General features: G+C 41.5%; 22 protein-coding genes and 1 riboswitch. Of the genes, 13 read left to right on the top strand and 9 right to left on the bottom strand.

The annotated features are described in order from the left end of the window. The first annotated feature begins 172 nt into the window (after positions 1-172). On the top strand, positions 173-730 hold the full coding sequence (locus O0550_RS20255) for a hypothetical protein (protein WP_003344070.1): 558 nt from the start codon (positions 173-175) through the stop codon (positions 728-730). A 143-nt stretch (positions 731-873) separates the two neighbouring features. Here the strand turns inward: O0550_RS20255 and O0550_RS20260 are convergent, their stop codons facing one another. The 3 genes from O0550_RS20260 to O0550_RS20270 form a co-directional block, all read right to left on the bottom strand. After that, positions 874-2253 (bottom strand): sensor histidine kinase, encoded by a 1380-nt coding sequence (locus O0550_RS20260; RefSeq protein WP_003335444.1) that lies wholly within the window; start codon positions 2251-2253, stop codon positions 874-876. 3 nt (positions 2254-2256) lie between these two features. Then, positions 2257-2982 (bottom strand): response regulator transcription factor, encoded by a 726-nt coding sequence (locus tag O0550_RS20265; protein ID WP_003344073.1) that lies wholly within the window; start codon positions 2980-2982, stop codon positions 2257-2259. A gap of 202 nt (positions 2983-3184) precedes the next feature. Continuing rightward, positions 3185-3637, bottom strand: a complete 453-nt coding sequence (locus O0550_RS20270) for a C40 family peptidase (protein ID WP_003335442.1) — start codon at positions 3635-3637, stop codon at positions 3185-3187. 6 nt (positions 3638-3643) lie between these two features. Then, positions 3644-3782: riboswitch (cyclic di-AMP (ydaO/yuaA leader) on the bottom strand. A 373-nt stretch (positions 3783-4155) separates the two neighbouring features. Here O0550_RS20270 and O0550_RS20275 point away from each other — a divergent pair. The 7 genes from O0550_RS20275 to prpE all read left to right on the top strand — a co-directional run bounded on the left by O0550_RS20275 (position 4156) and on the right by prpE (position 9808). Continuing rightward, positions 4156-4587, top strand: a complete 432-nt coding sequence (locus O0550_RS20275; RefSeq protein WP_003344075.1) for a LiaF transmembrane domain-containing protein — start codon at positions 4156-4158, stop codon at positions 4585-4587. A 44-nt stretch (positions 4588-4631) separates the two neighbouring features. Beyond that, complete coding sequence (locus O0550_RS20280) at positions 4632-5336, top strand: PspA/IM30 family protein (protein ID WP_003344077.1); 705 nt, start codon at positions 4632-4634, stop codon at positions 5334-5336. Positions 5337-5395: 59 nt separating this feature from the next. Further along, positions 5396-5947: a class I SAM-dependent methyltransferase gene (locus O0550_RS20285; RefSeq protein ID WP_003335439.1), complete on the top strand. Its 552-nt coding sequence runs from the start codon at positions 5396-5398 to the stop codon at positions 5945-5947. 29 nt (positions 5948-5976) lie between these two features. Next, on the top strand, positions 5977-7083 hold the full coding sequence (gene liaF, locus O0550_RS20290) for a cell wall-active antibiotics response protein LiaF (protein WP_101667442.1): 1107 nt from the start codon (positions 5977-5979) through the stop codon (positions 7081-7083). A 19-nt stretch (positions 7084-7102) separates the two neighbouring features. After that, positions 7103-8254, top strand: coding sequence for a HAMP domain-containing sensor histidine kinase (locus tag O0550_RS20295; RefSeq protein ID WP_003344082.1), 1152 nt, complete (start codon positions 7103-7105; stop codon positions 8252-8254). After that, entirely contained in the window at positions 8229-8858 is a 630-nt protein-coding gene (locus O0550_RS20300; protein WP_003344084.1) for a response regulator, read from the top strand. Before O0550_RS20295 ends, O0550_RS20300 begins: the two co-directional genes overlap by 26 nt. 95 nt (positions 8859-8953) lie before the next feature. After that, a complete protein-coding gene (gene prpE / locus O0550_RS20305; protein ID WP_258427151.1) occupies positions 8954-9808 on the top strand; it encodes a bis(5'-nucleosyl)-tetraphosphatase PrpE in 855 nt (284 codons plus the stop codon). A gap of 38 nt (positions 9809-9846) precedes the next feature. On the opposite strand, the gene O0550_RS20310 is transcribed toward prpE, so the two are convergent. Both O0550_RS20310 and O0550_RS20315 read right to left on the bottom strand, forming a co-directional pair. Then, positions 9847-10488: a hypothetical protein gene (locus O0550_RS20310; protein ID WP_258427152.1), complete on the bottom strand. Its 642-nt coding sequence runs from the start codon at positions 10486-10488 to the stop codon at positions 9847-9849. Between the two features lie 39 nt (positions 10489-10527). Then, positions 10528-11265, bottom strand: coding sequence for an N-acetylmuramoyl-L-alanine amidase (locus O0550_RS20315; RefSeq protein WP_022585653.1), 738 nt, complete (start codon positions 11263-11265; stop codon positions 10528-10530). 147 nt (positions 11266-11412) lie between these two features. Between O0550_RS20315 and O0550_RS20320 the strand changes: the two genes are divergently transcribed. Continuing rightward, positions 11413-11652 (top strand): YneF family protein, encoded by a 240-nt coding sequence (locus O0550_RS20320; RefSeq protein ID WP_003335431.1) that lies wholly within the window; start codon positions 11413-11415, stop codon positions 11650-11652. A gap of 12 nt (positions 11653-11664) precedes the next feature. Further along, entirely contained in the window at positions 11665-11841 is a 177-nt protein-coding gene (locus O0550_RS20325; protein WP_022585652.1) for a hypothetical protein, read from the top strand. 123 nt (positions 11842-11964) lie between these two features. On the opposite strand, the gene O0550_RS20330 is transcribed toward O0550_RS20325, so the two are convergent. Then, a complete protein-coding gene (locus O0550_RS20330) occupies positions 11965-12732 on the bottom strand; it encodes a TSUP family transporter (RefSeq protein WP_003344093.1) in 768 nt (255 codons plus the stop codon). Between the two features lie 223 nt (positions 12733-12955). Between O0550_RS20330 and O0550_RS20335 the strand changes: the two genes are divergently transcribed. Both O0550_RS20335 and O0550_RS20340 read left to right on the top strand, forming a co-directional pair. Continuing rightward, positions 12956-13564 carry a superoxide dismutase gene (locus O0550_RS20335; protein WP_258427153.1) on the top strand — a complete coding sequence of 203 codons (609 nt, stop codon included), beginning with the start codon at positions 12956-12958 and terminating at the stop codon, positions 13562-13564. A gap of 530 nt (positions 13565-14094) precedes the next feature. After that, on the top strand, positions 14095-15009 hold the full coding sequence (locus tag O0550_RS20340; RefSeq protein ID WP_258427154.1) for a cation diffusion facilitator family transporter: 915 nt from the start codon (positions 14095-14097) through the stop codon (positions 15007-15009). 50 nt (positions 15010-15059) lie between these two features. Here O0550_RS20340 and O0550_RS20345 read toward each other — a convergent pair whose 3' ends face one another. Further along, the gene (locus O0550_RS20345; RefSeq protein WP_068793885.1) at positions 15060-16067 is read right to left on the bottom strand and encodes a metal-dependent hydrolase; all 1008 of its coding nucleotides are present in this window, start codon (positions 16065-16067) and stop codon (positions 15060-15062) included. Between the two features lie 287 nt (positions 16068-16354). Between O0550_RS20345 and mutY the strand changes: the two genes are divergently transcribed. Then, the gene (mutY, locus tag O0550_RS20350; protein ID WP_258427155.1) at positions 16355-17467 is read left to right on the top strand and encodes an A/G-specific adenine glycosylase; all 1113 of its coding nucleotides are present in this window, start codon (positions 16355-16357) and stop codon (positions 17465-17467) included. A 53-nt stretch (positions 17468-17520) separates the two neighbouring features. On the opposite strand, the gene O0550_RS20355 is transcribed toward mutY, so the two are convergent. Both O0550_RS20355 and O0550_RS20360 read right to left on the bottom strand, forming a co-directional pair. Beyond that, a complete protein-coding gene (locus O0550_RS20355) occupies positions 17521-17682 on the bottom strand; it encodes a hypothetical protein (protein WP_003335424.1) in 162 nt (53 codons plus the stop codon). A gap of 133 nt (positions 17683-17815) precedes the next feature. Beyond that, a complete protein-coding gene (locus tag O0550_RS20360; protein ID WP_003344102.1) occupies positions 17816-17968 on the bottom strand; it encodes a hypothetical protein in 153 nt (50 codons plus the stop codon). Positions 17969-18194: the final 226 nt, after the last annotated feature.

Raw genomic sequence — 18194 nt, forward strand, 5'->3', positions numbered from 1 at the left:
AGCCATTCTGCCAGTCAAGCAGAGTGGCTTTTTTTTATTGGTATACATTTTGTGTATGAATGTAGCTGTTAATGAGAAAAGGATTGAAGTCATTCATTTTTCTTTTCGTTTTACTTGCACCAGCCAAAAAAACAGGGCATTCTAAGAACAGAATATGGAGAGGAGCTATTTGATGTTTCATCCAATTATTTATGACAATATAAAGGTTGTATTAGAAGGCGCTGTTTATGATCATGATTTGGATGGCGATATTTTGGTAATAAATCGAGTAGATGCTGTTGATTTGGCTAAATTTGGACGCTATTTTCATATTCAATTTCATTTATTGTCTTCCAAGGAAGACGATAGCAGGCATAAGGTTACTGCCGAAATTCAGCTCTCAACAGAACTAGCGGATATCGCAAGTGAGCAGTTAGAGCAAACGCTTGCTGTACCGATGGGCTGTCGGATATGCATTCATTTCGATGTATCAATGAGGGATGTACGCTACGAATCTGTTCAAGTAATTGATTTGTTAAATGAAATTTGGGGCCATCGACCGCATATCACACAACAGGTCATGTTTACAGTAGATGAGCATCAGGAATTTAGATGGCCGCCTGAACAATTTCAGGTACGAATTAAACTGGATTTTCATCGGAAAATCGATGAAGGAAATATCCCTGATATAAATGAAATTGTGGAGTATTGTATTGAATCCTTGCGATTACTTGAGGAACGAGAGGCATAATCCGGGGATACCGTCTGTATGGCAGTAAGGAACCGATAACACAGCCATAAAAAAATACCGCATCCAAGTTAGTAGCTCGGATGCGGTATTTTTTATAGTGACCTTCTTAGTCGATTATCCTGTAGGAAAAACGATTGGTTCTCCTAATCCTGTGGTACAGGTATATCAGGAGCTGTTTTTTTCTGTTTAAGCGGAATGGTTACGGTAAAGGCGCTTCCTATACCTACCTGACTGCTTACCGTGATTTTTCCAGAATGCCGTTCAACAAGTCGCTGGCAAATTGTTAAGCCTAATCCTGTACCACCACTATTGCGATTACGTGATTTTTCCGCACGGTAGAATTTGGTGAAGATTTTCGATAAATCTTCTTCTGCGATACCGTCCCCTTTATCAATGACAGAGAAGCTCACCTCATTGTTTCCCATATCACAGGTAAACAGGATACTTCCATCAGGTTTATTATAATGTATCGCGTTATTTAGTAGGTTTTCTAAAACACGTCGTAGCTTTTGCTCATCCGCCTCCATATGTAAGGAATCAGAAACGCGGAATTTACTGGAAAAGCTGATGGGGCTTTGCTCCAGACGGGTGGCGTATTCCTCAGCGATGTTGCTAGCGAATGTTCGGATATGAATACGAGTTAGGTTGAGTGGAAAACGACCCATCAATTGATTATGATCCTGTAGCTCATCCAATAGGTTTTCCAAATCAAGAGCCTTGTCTTCTATTTTTGCCATCTGCTTCTGTATTCGCTCAAGATCGGTAACCCGACCTGAAGCAATATAAGAGGCGTACCCCTTGATTGTAGTTAAAGGCGTGCGAAAATCATGCGCAATCGCAGCCATCAATTCTTGTTGTCGTTCCTCGACAAAATTGAGCTCTTCCACCATGTCATCGAAATAGCGGAATAGTTGCCCAAATTCATCGGTAGATTGATAAGAAAAGGCAACATCTCGTTTGCCTAGCTTAATTTCCTGAGTAACACGAGAAAGCTCATTAACAGGGCGGAGTATCCAACGAATGACCACAATAAATAGAATAATACCTATGAAAATTAAGCTGACATAAATATACACAATGATCATGGTAACTCCTTTAGAAGAGAGAATATCATAATCATCTGTATAAAATCGAACAACAGTCCTACCTTGTACAGGAGCACTACGATCAATGGAATACTCTGCTATTACCTTTTTTAATCCTTTGCCTTTTGCATTATAGGCTTCGGAGGTTTTCGTGGTAATGGCATGTCCATTCTCATCCTCTACCACAATCGTATACATCAGGTCTTCTGGTAACTGTTTCGTTAATTCTTTTAATTCATTGGGATCTTTAAACAAGGAACGACGAATCACTTCATTAAAGCTGACTCTCTCAGCCACTTCTTTTCCCAGCAAAAACTGCTCGTGGCGATCTGTTTTAAGCTGATCCACAATAATGTTTTGAAAAACAAAGCGATAGGCCAAAATATGAATCACGATGACAGCTAAAAAGGCGAGCAGTATTTTATTGCTGATTTTCACGAATTAGATACGCTCCCCAATAAAGACGTAACCAGTTCCCCATTGTGTTTTAATAAATGTGCGTTCAGTTTCTAGCTTTTCGCGCAGGTTCTTAATATGTACCGTAACAGTATTAAGTGAGCCATAACCATAGCCCCATACGCGATCATAGATTTGCTCTCGGGTAAAAACAATACCTGGATTCTCTGCTAGAAAGGTTAATAATTGAAATTCTTTTGTAGATAAATCAATTTTATTTTCCCCTGCATAGACAGAGTAAGTTTCCTTATGAATTTCCAACCCTTTGAATTTTAAGATGGTGAGAGCTGAATTTCCAGCTTCCTTGTCTAGTTGTTCATTCTGGGCAGTTAATTTTCTCAAACGGTCATAGCGGCGAAGATGAGCACGGATGCGAGCCAACAATTCTTCCGTATCAAAAGGCTTGGTGATATAGTCATCAGCACCGATTTCTAGTCCTACAACTTTATCTACTGGTTTACCTTTTGCACTTAAGAAAATGATAGGCATTTCCCGTTCACGGCGAATTTGCGCGCATAGTTCATATCCGCTCATATGTGGCATCATGATATCAAGTAAAATGAGGTTGGGGGTTAGCCCGCTATCTAGCTTTGCAAGTGCTTCTTCTCCACTATTAGCATGAGAAACGTCAAAACCTTCATTCTCAAGAATATCTTGGAGCAGATCGACAATCTCTTGGTTATCGTCCACGACAAAAATATGATCTTTCAAGGGAGACCCTCCTAGTTTCTACGAAATGCAGTTAATTTCATCATATCATGGATAGGGGTGTATGGCACAATTAAATATAAGGAAAGATATAGTCTTATCATGTGAGCTGGTACTAATTATAGTCAGAAAAAGCCAGAGACTCATGTCCCTGGCTTTTGTATAAAAAGGTTGTGCTTCTTTTTCAGCTTCCGTGAAAAAGATTTTAGTCTTCCATTTCTGGAATTGCTACACGTTTAGCGCCTACGTATTTTTTGCTCCAATAGTAGGGATCATCAAGGCTTGTCTTCGTTACTCCAATTCCTGTTTCCGAGTGAGCAAACATATTGTTTCCAATATAGATGCCTACGTGTGAGATGCTTCTTCCATTCGTGTTAAAAAACACTAAATCTCCTGGTTTCAGGTCTTCTCGATCTACTGATTCCCCGATTTCAAATTGGGCAGAAGAAGAAGCTGGAAGTTTTGCACCTAAAGCCCCAAACACGTATCCAGTAAATCCGGAGCAATCAAAACCGTAAGTAGATTTACCGGCTGCTTTGTAAGGTACGCCATACAAAGGATTGATGGTCTTGTCTAATGAGTCGGAGGATGCGAATACAGAACCTCCACCCACGGCTAGTAATGCAGTCGTTAGTATGGAACACACAAACTTACGCAACGAAAGAGCCCCTTCCTTTTAAGCCTCCGAGGTTAGCTGATGGGTTCGGTCGAAAGGTTTCCCTAAGCTGTTTTGAAAGAACAGCTATTCACCCCAAAGTTTGGTTCCCCCGTTTCCATTGTCTGGAGTTCGGCTAATTTTCGATTTTTTTTTACACAGAGAGATTAAATTCTACTTTCGTCGCGATTTCCCTTTTTTTTATATTAAAGTTCACCATTTCGACATATTTTTAAGTAATCTTTTTGGAGAATACCCGTCTTATCTATTTTTGATAAGAGTGACATTTCTCTTCTATTTTCTATTAGTAGAAACAAGGTGAAAATTTCTGTCGTTTCCTGTTGCTTTATCTAATTTTCCTATCTATGTAATAGGGTAATCTATCTTTCCTTTCAAGGATGGACATTCTCTCCGACTCAGGGCTGAGTCGAAAACCATCCGCTCGCCCGTTATAGATTATTTCAGGGTCGACTACAATAAGGTCATGAACAACAAGCGAATGAAAAAAGGAGGGAAAACACTTGCAAGGGCAATCCGGAAAATTATTTCTGGGGCTTACGCTGATTGTCGTAGGGGTACTGGTATTGCTTGACAAACTAGGGCTAGGAATCGACAGGTTAATCCCCATGTTTATCGCAGGACTGTTAATGGTCTATGGTTGCAAAAAGGTGTTAAGCGCTGGCTCAACAGGAAATAAAGGATGGGGAATATTTGTTTTCCTCTTCGGGCTATTAATGCTCTTAAATAAATTGAGCTTGCTATTTGGTTGCTTGCTAGCGATTGCGATCATCTACTTTGGATGTAAGCTTATGAAAGGCCAACGACATACGGCTCCGTATGAATCAACTCCATCGATGTGGGAGAGAGAATGGGCCCAAAGTGTATTGCGTGAAGATAAGCTAGATCGTTGGGAAAACGAGTTAAAGAAACGTCAACATAAGGATTTGTTTTGATTACAAAAACCAAAAAATGATAAACTCTAAGGAGGAATTCTAAAATGAGTATTTTTAAAAGACTGCGTGATGTAACGGTGGCTTCCGTAAATAATGCGATTGATTCCATAGAAGATCCGGTTGTTATGCTTACACAATACATGCGTGATATGGAAGCGGAGATTGGTCGGGTAGAAGTAGCGGTAGCTCGTCAGGTGGCTCAGGAGAAGAAATTCCGCCAACAATATGAAGAGGCGAATACTTTAGCAACTAAACGCGAGCGCCAAGTAATGCTTGCTCTTACTGAAGGCGAGGACGAATTGGCTAGACGTGCTTTATTGGATCAGAAGACATACGAATCACGTGCACTCGAATTAAAAGAATTATTGGATTCATCTAGTAATGCTGCCCAGCAAATGCGTGAAAAATTAGCTGAACTAAAAGAAGAGTTCTATAAAATGCGTGCGAAAAAGTATATGTTAATGTCCAGAGCTCAAGTAGCCCGTACACAAAAGCAAGTAAACTCTTATGTAACAGGCATAGGTGTTGAAAATGCGGCTCGCGGTTTTCATCGTATGGAGGAAAAAGTAATGCAAATGGAAGCGGAAGCTAGCATGAGTGGTATGTATGAGGACTCTGAATACCACCGTTCATTGAAAAAGCTGGACAAAAAAGACGAGTTAGATTATGAATTAGCAAAATTAAAGGAGAAGTTGGCAGGAAAATCCACTGAAAATAGGGAAGAAATAGAGTCAGCAACAAAGAACTAGATATTATTACACACAGCAGCCCTGTTTAGGGCTGCTTTTCCCCTAGGAGGGTTTACTAGATGTCAGATTTACTTGTGTTTCTGAGACGCTTTGTCTCGCGACCGGGACAAGTAGGGAGCGTGATCCCCAGTTCGCGTTTTTTAAGTAGTCTAATGATGAAAAATGTTCCATGGGAGCAAGTAGGACATATTGCCGAATTGGGGCCAGGAACCGGTGTTTTTACACGTGCTATTCTTACTCAGATGAAGAAGGATGCACGGTTTTTTATCGTGGAGCGTGATCCACAATTCCAGCAAATGCTGCATCATCGTTTTCCTCAGGTACCAATTTGCTCGGAGGCGGTCAGATTATCAGAGTATATGAATGAATTAAATATTCCTTCACTGGATGCTATTGTTTCTGGACTGCCATTTGCTGTTTTCCCTGAAAAGCTACGCAGTGATATCTTAGATTGTGTGGTAGAATCCCTTGAACCGGATGGGGTTTTTGTTACCTTTCAGTACTCCTTGCAACTGAAGAATGAACTGGAATCGCGATTTTCTACGGTAGATATTAAATTTACCCCGTTTAATATCCCACCAGCTTTTGTCTATGTATGTAAGAAAAGATAAAAATCAGTTGAGAGAGGAGTAGGCTTCGTTTGAAATTTTCTCGCGTAGAAAAAATGGTGGCAGGTACCATTATCATCTTTGTCGGTTTAGGCCTCTTCCTCAATAATTTAGGGCTGATTTTTTTCAGCATTTTTTCCTTATGGCCTCTGCTCTTTATTTTTTGGGGGTATCGATTTTGGAAAAGAGGAAGAAAAATTACCGGTGGTATCTTATTAACCATTGGTATTCTTAATATTTTTCAGGAATGGTTTGGTATTGCCATTCATAATTTGTTCGGCTTTATTTTTTCCATGTTCTTTATTTACTATGGCATTCGATTAATACGTCGTAAAGGTCGAAATCAGAATGATTTTGGCCAAGACTTTACTTATACAGAAGAGAAGCTGCAAGAAACAACCGCTTATTCTCAATCAGCAGACACAGCTAAGCAAGATGATCTCGATCTTGAAATGGATGCGTTACTTAAGGAGAGTCAGCGGAAAAAGGCACAAGAAAAAAAGCAGGCAGATATTCAGACACAGCCTACGAGTCAAAGCTTTTATACAGGCGAGCAGAATAATCAAAAGGCAAAGAAGGAGTCCTATTCAAAGTTTGGGCCTAAAATTGAAGGCGAATGCTATTCTGGTTCTTATTATTCTGATACGGGGCCTGATGAACCAATTTCGGCTCAAGAAGGCACGCATAGAGAACAGCACAAATCTAGCGATAAATCCTTTCATAAAAGCTTTGATAAGACGTTTTACGATCACGTACACATTCATAATCCACAGGATACACGTAGCTCGTTAATTGGTGATTATAAATTGATTTCTGGTCGTTTTGAGCTAAAAAATATGCGGATTTGGCAGGGGATCGGCGATGTGGTTATTGATCTGTCCCGTGCTGTCATTCCTGAAAAGGAAGGTACACTAGTCATCAACGGCTGGATTGGAGATGTCACGATCTATGTTCCGGTCGATATGCCAGTACAGGTGATGGCAGAGGTGACTATTGGAGAATTGGAAGTACTAGGCCATCGTCAAAATGGGATTACGCGTAAGGTGATGCTGTCCACTCATAACTACGCAGAAGCTACTGAAAAAGTAAAAATCATCATTTCGCTCTGGGTGGGCGATATTGATGTCAAGTACATCTGATGAGAGGGTGTACAGACATATGAAACAATCCTATTCGACATTAAAAAGTATTCAGTGGCAGGCGGTTCAACAAGCGCTGTTCTGGACAAACAGCACGGTATTGACGATGTTTGGTATTTTCCTATGGATCGGTCATTTTAGTAAGGATCGTCCGGAGGTCAATGAGTGGTTGGCTAAATATCTACATGTATCAGTGACCGTTGAATTTAGCTGGCGTATTTTCTTTTTTCAATTGGTTGTAGGATTAGTAGTGGCTACAGTTGTTGGGCTAGTCAGCGGTTATATCGCTGGCAATCTGTTAAAAAAGCGTCTGCATTCCTTATGGGAGGCGACGATGAATTTAGAACGCGGTATGTTATCTTATCGGGTACCGGAATTAGGCTCGGATGAGATTGGCGAATTGGGCTGGCAGTTAAATCGACTTGCAGCTAAATGGGAGGGGCAAGTGGCATCGTTACAGCGACTCTCCACGCATAATGCAGAATTGCATGATCAGGTTAAAGCTGCCGCGGTGACAGAGGAGCGCCAGCGGCTTGCACGTGAATTGCATGATGCTGTCAGTCAGCAACTGTTTGCTATCGCGATGACCACTGCTGCTATCAAACGGTTAATTGATAAAAATCCGAGTCGAGCGGCACAGCAGATTGAACTGGTAGAGGAAATGGCAGCAGGAGCTCAGGCAGAGATGAGAGCATTACTGTTGCATTTGCGTCCGGCTACATTACAAAACAAATCACTGGATGAAGCGGTTGAGGAGCTATTAGAAGAGCTGAAGATCAAGCATACGTTGGATATTAATTGGGAAATCAGTAACATTGCCAATATCCCGAATGGTATTGAAGATCAACTGTTTCGCATTCTTCAGGAAGCACTATCCAACTCCTTGCGTCATTCAAGGGCACATAGCATTACAGTAAAATTATTCACGTTGCAAGGGCATGTACGTTTACGCATTGCGGATGATGGTATTGGCTTTGATCCAGAAGGAGAAAAAATGACCTCCTATGGATTGGTGTCCATGCGTGAGAGGGTTGATGAAATTGGTGGTGCAATGGAGATTTACTCATCCCCAGGCAATGGCACACAGATCGAAATACGCGTCCCGTTATTGCTGGACGTACACCCAAAAGGAGTAGATGGAGAGAATGATCCGGGTATTGTTAGTAGATGATCATGAGATGGTGCGTATGGGACTCGCTTCTTATTTATCCACAGAAGATGATATAGAAGTAGTAGGGGAGGCTTCAAGCGGGGAAGAAGGGGTGCGTCTGGTTGAGGAAATGCAACCGGATGTCGTACTCATGGATTTAGTCATGGAAGGCATGGGAGGCATTGAGGCAACAAGGAAAGTTCGGGAAGTGTTGCCGCAGACGAAGGTTATTGTACTTACCAGCTTTATTGACGATGAGAAGGTATATCCGGTTATTGAAGCAGGAGCATTTAGTTATCTGTTAAAAACCTCCCGTGCATCTGAAATCGTAAAAGCTATTCGTGCCGCAGTAGACGGTGAGCCTGTATTAGAGTCACGGGTAGCCAGTAAGATCATGGCAAGGTTCCGTACAGGCGCGCAGACACCGGCTCATCAGCAATTGACACCCCGTGAGTTGGAGGTACTGTTGTTAATCGGGCAGGGAAAATCGAATCAAGAGATCGCGGATGAATTAATTATTGGTATTAAAACGGTAAAGACACATGTAAGTAATGTTTTATCAAAGCTAGGTGTAGAAGATCGAACACAAGCGGCAATATATGTCCATAAGCATCAACTACAGTAATAAAAATAGCAACCCACCAAAATCCGGAGCGAGTCTTCGGGTTTTTCTTTATATTACTTATCAAAAAGGACTACTTAGGGTAATACTATAAGAATATGGAAAATAGTGGGGTTGGTCGCGTGAAAAAGTTTATACCGAAGCGATCCAGATTCTTCACAGCAAATAGCGGCGTAGATGTCATCGGAGATATACATGGTTGCTATGAAGAATTTATTGAACTGTTGTCGGTGCTCGGTTACACGTTCGATGCAAAGGATCAGCTATATAAACATCCTATGGGAAGAAAGATATTGTCACTAGGGGATATTACGAGTAGAGGGCCTGAATCACTTAAGCTGCTTGATTTTTTTATCAGGCATATTAAAGAAGGGCTAGCTGAGATGGTAGACAGCAATCATGGATGGAAAATTGCACGGTGGCTAGATGGGAGAAGGGTCACGCTGGCGCATGGTGATGAGCTGGTGGAACAGCAATTTGCACGTTACGAGGTGGAGCACGGTGCCCGACGCACTGCTCAATTTCGCTATGCTAGCTTGCAATTACTCATGTCAGCACCATCTCATATTATTGTGAAATATCGAGGTAAAAAGGCCCTGGTTGCCGTACATGCCGGTATTAAGGACAGTTATATTGGGGAGGATTCACCTGCTATCCAGAACTTTTGCCGATATGGAGATGTTGCAGGCTTAGGTCCAGATGGAAGGCCCATCCGCAAAGATTGGACGGTAGATCATTTATCGGATATGGTAGTCATTTGGGGGCATGACCCTCGCCCAGAGCCAGAACGAAGTAAGAGGCAGAATGCGATTAATATTGATCAAGGATGTGTGTTTGGAGGGAAATTAACCGCTTATCGTTTTCCAGAAGATGAGCTTATCAGCGTTTTGGCCAAAACCAATTATTCCGGCTTGGAGGATACTCCTCTTACACGGTATGTGAAAAAGGAATAGCTGTATCTAAAAGCGAGCCAGTCAACTTTGGCTCGCTTTTAGACATAGTCTTTGTAGGAAGATTTTTTATCGGAGGAATCATGAGATGGCTGAGCAGATACGGTAAAAGATGCTTCACTGGACGATTTGAAGCTAGTAGAAGACAGGCTGACTGGATCGGAGGAGAGGCTAGAAGAAGGGGCGGAGGTGGAGTGCAGAGGCTGGTTCAATGCGATTTCTACTGATGTTTGCTGTTCTGTGCTAGGCTTATCTATTGGACTCTGTGCTTGTAAGGGCGCAACCTGTGATTGGGATGGAGTGAATGGCTGCACAGAAGGCTGAAATGCTTCCTGATCTTCTGACGAGAGGACAGGCTTTGTAAGATCAATATTATTCGACAAAATTTTAGCGTTTTGCTCATTATTGCTCCAATCATTTTTGAGCTGTTTCATATGCTGTTGGGTGTTTTTCGTGGTGGAATAAATTCCTACGGCAGCTAGTCCAGCTGTAATTCCATGCATGAGTGACTCTTTCCAGATAAATGGTACAGGGCCGTATAACCAATCATAGCCCAGCTTTAGTAGCAAAATAAAACCTAGCGTTGTCCAAGCTCTTAACTTCACAGGAATACGTAACCAGTCGGACAGCGTAGAGGTTGCCGCCATAGAGATGGCTATAATTGCACCAATGTCTAAGCTCATGGGAATGTCTCCTTTTATTTGATCATGTGAAAGCTATTATCATTTATTCATTACCTTTTCGTATAAACGGCGCAGCACGATGGCTTCTGCCCATAACGGCAAAGGCTTATCAATGTTTTGCCGCCATTCCTCATTGGTCAAAATACCTTCCTGATAAAGCCAGTTAACGGCCTCTTGTTTCCAGTCATCAGGTGGTTCAGGCTTTGGTGAAGTGGTCAATGGGGGAGTATAAGGTAGATTGGTAAACTCACAAAAGCCACGAACAATGGCTTCTGCTAGCTCCTTCCACTTCGTATTTAAAAACTCAGCATCTATTGGATTGTCTGCGAATCCATATTCGATTATGACCGTTTCCACATTTCCTGTGTCTCGATGCATAAAATAGTAATCAAGTTGGGGATTATTGGGGAGAGTACGCGTATAGATACGCCTTACAGGCATGCCGGCTGTCTCAATTTCCTCGAAAAGAGTACGCGACATGGCTGAGGAGGCGTGAATAGAATAGATTCCTTCCGCACCTCGACCGCCGCCTGAATTAATATGATTACAAAGGCAATATCGTGCGCCGCTGTTGCGAACCGATGATGCACGCTGGTCGCTTTCAAGCGTTATATCTGTAGAGCGAGTAAGTAAAGCTGGAACATTTAATTCTAAAAAGCGTTGGTGCTGATAAAGGGAAATTTTTAAAACGAGGTCCTTTTCTTTAAACAAGCTGTTGGTTCCCCCTCCTGGATCAATGCCACCATGTCCAGGATCGATCACGACGAAAGCAGTCATTTTTCTTCACCTCAGCACAGTATATGCAAGTCCTATCATAAAAAGTTAGCCTCATTTCATACCATACGACACAAATCTACATGGACAGGAAAGCTTCTTATGGTAAAATGGACGGGATAAGATATTAAAAAAGGATGGTAATGGAACATGTGGTACAACTGGGTTATTCCAATTGTTACGCTACTCTTAGGTTTAGCTGGTGGGTTCTATGGTGGAGTTCACTATCTTAAAAAGCAAGTAGCCAACATGCAAATGGATGAAAAGCAAATTCAAACCATGGCACGTTCTATGGGGATGAATTTAAATCAAAAGCAGCTAAAACAAATGAGCCGCAACATGAAAAACATGAAGATGCCGAACAAATTCCCTAAACCTAAATCAAAATAGGAGGGAAGTAGCTTGGGCTCCACGCGTATTCGCTTTATGATGTTAGGCTTTATCATTGGAGTCATACTGTTTTTTCTAAAAGATTTACCGACAGGATTTCGAATGGCAGCACCTTTTTACGGTGCAGGTATTGGCCTATTAACGGACGGAATCATTGCCCGTATAAAGCAGCATAGGGACGGAAAATAACGGGGAGAACTGGTGCCCAATTAGCTAAAAATGCTTCAGCGATTAAACAGGAGAAAGTTAACCTGTTTTAGTAAAAAATTACGGCGTGTAACCACTAAGTGGTACACGCCGTTTTGCTTGCTCTTATTTGATTATTAATTCATATACCATTTTGGTAATAAGAGAGACTGACACGAGAAGAAACAGCGGGCGCACATAGCGAACACCAGTCATAACGGCCACACGGGCACCAATAGTTGCGCCTAAAATCATGGCTAAGCCCATAACCAATCCAGTAGAAAAAAGAACCTTTCCATTCCAGATGAATACAGCAAGTGACGAGATATTGCTGGCTAGATTGAGGACACGACCGTTGCCAGCAGCGATTACAAAGTCATAGCCGAACAGTAACACCATTAGGAAAATCAAGAAGGAGCCTGTGCCGGGACCGAAAAAACCATCGTAGAAACCAATCAAAAAGGCAAATAAAATGCCCCAGCTAATCGTAAAGGTTGTGTACCCTTTAAAATTTGCTTCATGGCCAAACTTTTTGTTTAGCAGAGTATAAACAAAGATAAGACCCATCATAATAATAACTAGCGTGTTGAGAAAGCCTTGTGGAATATCTAGAACCGTTAGGGCACCTAACCAAGCACCAAGTAAGGAAAAGGGTGTGAGAATCAGCATTAGCTTCTTATCGAATTTCCCCATGCTAATGAAGGTGATCGAGCTGGTTAGGGATGAAAGGGTGCCAGCGAGCTTATTTGTTCCCAACGCAAGATGAGGAGGAAGGCCTAACCCCAGTAAAGCAGGAAGAGAAATTAATCCGCCTCCACCAACGCAACTATCAATAAACGCAGCTAAAAATCCGATTAAAGCAAGTAAAACAATGGTTGATATGTCGAGTTCCATTTGAAAGTCAGACTCCTTTATTTAATTGCGAAATATTTGATAATGTACAGTTTATCATGAGTGATCGGGTTTGCAAGAGTTCTGCATTCAGTAAATGTAGGGTAAAATACCTTACTATACTTTCAATACATTTTAGTTGCATTAATCCGGTCGTTTACGCTATAATTAAGGAGTAAAGCAAGCATAAAGGACTTTTTACTTACATAAAGGAGGAGTTTTTGTAATGGCACATCAACTACCTGCACTACCATATGCGAACAATGCATTGGAACCACATTTTGACGCATTAACAATGGAAATCCACCATGATCGTCATCATGCTACTTACGTTAACAATTTAAATGCTGCCCTAGAAGGAAATGCTGATCTTCAAGGTAAAAGCGTAGAGGAATTAATTTCTAATCTGGATGCACTTCCAGAAGCTATTCGCACAGCCGTACGCAACAATGGTGGCGGACATGCGAACCATAGCTTATTCTGGGAAATCCTAAGCCCAAATGGCGGTGGAAACCCAACAGGTGCTATTGCTGATGCAATCAATGCTGCATTCGGTAGCTACGATAACTTTAAAGCTGAGTTTACAAAAGCAGCTACAGGCCGTTTCGGTTCTGGTTGGGCTTGGCTAATTGTAGACGGTGATAAAGTAGCAATCACTTCCACTCCTAACCAAGATAGCCCAATTATGGAAGGGAAAACTCCTGTTCTTGGCTTAGACGTTTGGGAGCATGCTTATTACCTGAACTACCAAAACAAACGTCCAGACTACATCAATGCTTTCTGGAACTTGATTAACTGGGATGAAGTAAACAAACGTTTCGTAGCAGCTCGCTAATATATGGAATAAAGACAAAGGGTAGGCTCCTATTAGTCACATCTAATAGGTATGCTTACCCTTTTTTGTTGTGTTGCTATAAAGAAAGACGGCTTACGCGTTAGTTATAAAGCATGGATTGTCAATCATTGACTGAAAGAATTTCCACATAAACCCATTAAATTCGTTTGTTCTGCTCACATTTTTCGTATCTTTAAGATATAAATAAATCTAGAGGTTGGGTTTTGTTTCCACGTCCTAGTATGACGAATTTTTTAGGTGATCCAATAGCATGTAAGTAGTGTGTAACATCCTCAGAAAGAACTGACATACAAATTTTAATAAAGAAACGGTTAAAAGGCTTTCCCAAAAATCAGAGCCTTGCATTCCTACAAGCCCAATTGTATCTAGCTTACATAGGGTTTCCTTCATGCAAATCTTTTTCCTTATAGATGCAATCCTGCCTTTTTGCAAAAACGTTTCTCTGGACTAACACGCTTTTGGATCGTTACCATTAGAATAGAAAGTTCGGTATGAGGAGGAAATTTACTGTGGAAAGTATAGAAGGGAGCTCCAAGCTCCTGAAATACAAAAAGGGAAGCAGAGCCATTAAGATTAGCATCTTTCTTTATTTGATCCTGTCTGTAAGCAAGATTGTAGCTGGTATGTTTGCTCAGTCTGAGGCATTGACAGCAGATGGATGGAATAACGTATCAGATGTGTTGGCGTCTATTACCCTGATGATCGGTATGTATATTTCCCAGAAACCAGCTGATCACAATCATCGATATGGACATTTTCGTGCAGAAACGACAGCAGCCCTATTAGCCGCTTTTATGATGGCAGTGGTAGGGATAGATGTGTTAAAGGGTGCTTTTATGAAATTATGGAGACCAGAAGAACAAGTAATGGCTCCTGATCCTTTATCAATGTATGTAGCTTTTGGCGGTGCCCTGATTCTATATCTCTTATCTCTTTACAATATGGCGGTTGGTAAAGAAACAGATAATCTGGCAGTTATGGCTGCTGCTTATGATAATCGAAGTGATGCGATTATCAGCATTGGAACATTAATTGGTATTGGTACAGCTAGGTTGGGCTGGCTATGGGCAGATGCTTTAGTGGCACTCATCGTCGGCTTACTCATAATCAAGACGGCATATGTGGTAGGAAAACAGGCTGTCGATAGCCTAATGGATGCCTTTGAAGAAGAGAAATGGCAGGAGATTCATGATCGTATTATGGAAGTGAATGGCGTTAGCCGTGTGACTGATTTACGGGCCCGTTATCATGGAAGCGCTGTTCATGTTGATTGCATTATTGAAGTGCCTTCATCATTAACTGTAGAAGAAAGTCATGATGTTACGGATAGTATTGAAGAGCATTTGAAAGGCTTTAATGGAATTGAACGAATGCTGATTCATGTAGAACCAGCTTCGTGTAGACTGAATAAATCTCGAACATAAAATGTGTCAAAAGGAAAAAGCTCCTCACGAAGAAGGAGCTTTTTTTCTTTTTAATTGACTTGAATCTCTTTTTGGGGATTTAATTTTTTGGTTAACTGGTCTTCACTGTGGTGAATCCAGCCTACGAACGAATCACGAATTTGTTTATTTTGATCTAGATAGACGACAGCTACCAGCATGTAGTGGGATTTGCCCATATGCTTGGCTCGATAACGCAAATCTTTCCATTTGACTTCATAGCCAAAAGAGCGTTGTATGACTTCTGCATGAACATGGTGGGTAAAGGAAAGAAATGCTTGCACTTTTTTATCCTGTCTCGTGAGGGTAATCAGCTCAGGTTCTTCTTTTGGAATCGGGAAAATATCAAGCACCAATGGTTCGGAGCCCTGATGCATCTCTCCTACATACCATTGCTGCGTGGTTTTAACTACAAATGTCCAGTTACTCCACGAATAAGTAGGGATTAGCGTATACTCTCCTTTTAGCCCCAATGAGGATTGCAGATAGGCTAGCTCACGGGCATGTACCCGATACCTTTTTACATAATAAAGGGCAATAAATAGATAGATAACCAAGAACAGCTTACCAGGCTCAGCACCAGCCGCCCACAATAGCAGCCCGATGATGTGCAAGGCAAAAATCAGCGGATCAAAGATAAACATGGTGCAAAGGGCTACCCATTTTCGATTAAAAGGACGTAGTGCTTGTGTTCCATAGGCGTTAAATATATCGACAAAAACGTGTAAAAAGACAGCGAAGAATGTCCAACCGAGTAAATGCCCCCAGTGCACTTGCGGAATGAAATATTGGATAAGTCCACAAATGGAAAGTGTCCAAATGAAAATAGCGGGTATCGAATGAGAAGCTCCCCGATGGTTGCGGATATATGTTGCATTACCCAGTAGACGAGTAAATCCATCAAAATCGGGTGCTTGTTGACCGATGACTGTTCCAATCATTACCGCTTCAGCTAAACCCGGATCGTTTGCTACTACAGGATCTAGATGAGCAAGGGCAGCTAAACCAAAACCGATGGCAAAATGCGTGGCAGTATCCACTAGAAGATTTCTCCTTTCGCACGGGGATGGTGGAAAAAATTATGGCACAACTTACTTCATTCTTCAATCCTTTCTAAAAAAAAGTATGCATTCTTCAAAAAGATTGCTTCGTTGGGTACCATTTTCTTTTACAAGTAGCCAAGCCATTAAATCAGGACGGTAAATGTAGGAGAAACTTGTTCAAACCTGTTTTTTTTGGCAAGATGGAAGTAGATGATCTTTGCACGAACTGTTATATAAAATTGGATGTAAACCTGAAAAGAACAAAGGGGAAACAAAGAAAAAGCATGACGAGAAAAAAACAACCAACTATTTATACACTGCCCGATGAATTTCAAGCGTTTGATTTTGCTCAGGATCTCTTATATTGGTATGATGCCCAAAAGCGAGATTTACCATGGCGAATAAATCGAGATCCTTATCGTGTCTGGGTCTCTGAAATTATGCTACAGCAGACCCGTGTCGAAACCGTTAAACCCTACTATCAAAATTTTATGCAAAAGTTCCCTACAGTGGAAGCGCTGGCAACGGCTCCTGAGGAAGAGGTTTTAAAAGCATGGGAAGGACTAGGTTATTATTCCCGAGCACGTAACTTGCAAGCAGCAGCACGCGAGGTCACGGTATCGTATGGTGGCGTGGTTCCAGATACACCTGAAGAAATTTCCAAGCTAAAGGGTGTAGGACCCTATACAGCGGGTGCTATTTTAAGCATTGCTTACGAGGTTCCTGTACCTGCAGTAGACGGTAATGTGATGCGTGTGTTTTCCAGACTTCTACTGATGGATGATGATATTGCTAAACCAGCTACACGGATCAAAATGGAACAATTGGTTAAACAAACGATCCCAATCGGACGAGCAGGGGATTTTAATCAGGCCATTATGGAATTAGGGGCACTTGTTTGTCTGCCTAAAAATCCGCAATGCCTAACCTGTCCCGTTTTTGATTACTGTTTAGCTCGAAGGGAAGGCGTGCAGGATACGCTACCTGTTAAAGGAAAGGCAAAGCCGCCGCGTCCCGTTCAATTACTGACAGCGGTAGTAAAGCGTGGAAACCAATATCTGATTCAAAAGCGTCCTGAACAGGGATTATTAGCAAGTTTATGGGAATTTCCCATGGTAGAGGATGCAGGGACGAAAGATGACGAAGAACAATTGATCCGGCTTTTGGAAAAGGAATATGGACTACAAGTCGATTTGGGGGATTACCTGATGAATGTACAGCATACCTTCTCGCATTTGCATTGGAATGTTGATGTGTATGTAATGCAGCACATCTCAGGTGAGCCACTCAAGGAGAATGCTGTGTTTGTCACATCAGAGGAAATGTCACAATATGCATTCCCCGTCTTACACAATAAAATCATTGCTGAAATAACGGCGAAGGAAGAAAAATGGTAACGCAAAAAGCCCCTTCATACAGAGGGGGCTTTTTGCAGCTTTATAATAGACGCTTAGAAACGATTCATTAAATAATGATGTTCCATGCATCTTTGTTGGTTTTCTTCACGGATTTTTTCAATGCGTTTATACTGTATATAATCTCGGTATGTTTTCTCTGGTGATTTCTTTTTACGTTCAATAATAATGGTAAAAAAGATCATTGGAATATGCACAGTGCACATCCTCCTTTTATTTTTTGTTCATTCAGTCAGGTCCCATCTAGCGCCTTTACACCTATATACTTCATGCGTTGCTTACGTTTAACACTTCTCATCTCAACATTCCTCCCATCAAAATGAAGAATACTTACATAATATACGGCGATTGCGCGTCCAACATGTAGCGCTTTTCATCGCGTTCTTTAATCCATTGCTCCTGGAAATAAAGCTGTGTTTGCCGTTCAACAGGCGGTTTGTTGCGCTTGATCTGAACAGAAAACATGAAAAAATGAAATACCATGACTTGTGTCACCCCCTTTCAATTTCTATGAAAAAAGAGCATAAAAAGACCGTAAGATATGGATATCTCACGGTCTGAGCGTGTAAAAGAAAATATGCACCGCAAGAGATACCTCTCCTACGATCTGCTTATCAGGTATAAAGAACAGCTAAATAACCATCACCTGTCTGGAAGCGAGGAGAGAAGATGTTATGAAATTATGCATAGCCCTATTGTTGCCAGCTAA

The organism is Brevibacillus halotolerans, from assembly GCF_026891775.1.
GTDB classification, from domain to species: Bacteria; Bacillota; Bacilli; order Brevibacillales; family Brevibacillaceae; genus Brevibacillus_B; species Brevibacillus_B halotolerans.

Bases quoted from the DNA above. Each gene is read 5' to 3' on its own strand.
- O0550_RS20255 (WP_003344070.1), top strand. From the start codon at position 173: ATGTTTCATCCAATTATTTATGACAATATAAAGGTTGTATTAGAAGGC.
- O0550_RS20280 (WP_003344077.1), top strand. From the start codon at position 4,632: ATGAGTATTTTTAAAAGACTGCGTGATGTAACGGTGGCTTCCGTAAAT.
- O0550_RS20285 (WP_003335439.1), top strand. From the start codon at position 5,396: ATGTCAGATTTACTTGTGTTTCTGAGACGCTTTGTCTCGCGACCGGGA.
- O0550_RS20295 (WP_003344082.1), top strand. From the start codon at position 7,103: ATGAAACAATCCTATTCGACATTAAAAAGTATTCAGTGGCAGGCGGTT.
- O0550_RS20300 (WP_003344084.1), top strand. From the start codon at position 8,229: ATGATCCGGGTATTGTTAGTAGATGATCATGAGATGGTGCGTATGGGA.
- prpE (WP_258427151.1), top strand. From the start codon at position 8,954: ATGGAAAATAGTGGGGTTGGTCGCGTGAAAAAGTTTATACCGAAGCGA.
- O0550_RS20310 (WP_258427152.1), bottom strand. From the start codon at position 10,488: ATGAGCTTAGACATTGGTGCAATTATAGCCATCTCTATGGCGGCAACC.
- O0550_RS20315 (WP_022585653.1), bottom strand. From the start codon at position 11,265: ATGACTGCTTTCGTCGTGATCGATCCTGGACATGGTGGCATTGATCCA.
- O0550_RS20320 (WP_003335431.1), top strand. From the start codon at position 11,413: ATGTGGTACAACTGGGTTATTCCAATTGTTACGCTACTCTTAGGTTTA.
- O0550_RS20330 (WP_003344093.1), bottom strand. From the start codon at position 12,732: ATGGAACTCGACATATCAACCATTGTTTTACTTGCTTTAATCGGATTT.
- O0550_RS20335 (WP_258427153.1), top strand. From the start codon at position 12,956: ATGGCACATCAACTACCTGCACTACCATATGCGAACAATGCATTGGAA.
- mutY (WP_258427155.1), top strand. From the start codon at position 16,355: ATGACGAGAAAAAAACAACCAACTATTTATACACTGCCCGATGAATTT.
- O0550_RS20360 (WP_003344102.1), bottom strand. From the start codon at position 17,968: ATGGTATTTCATTTTTTCATGTTTTCTGTTCAGATCAAGCGCAACAAA.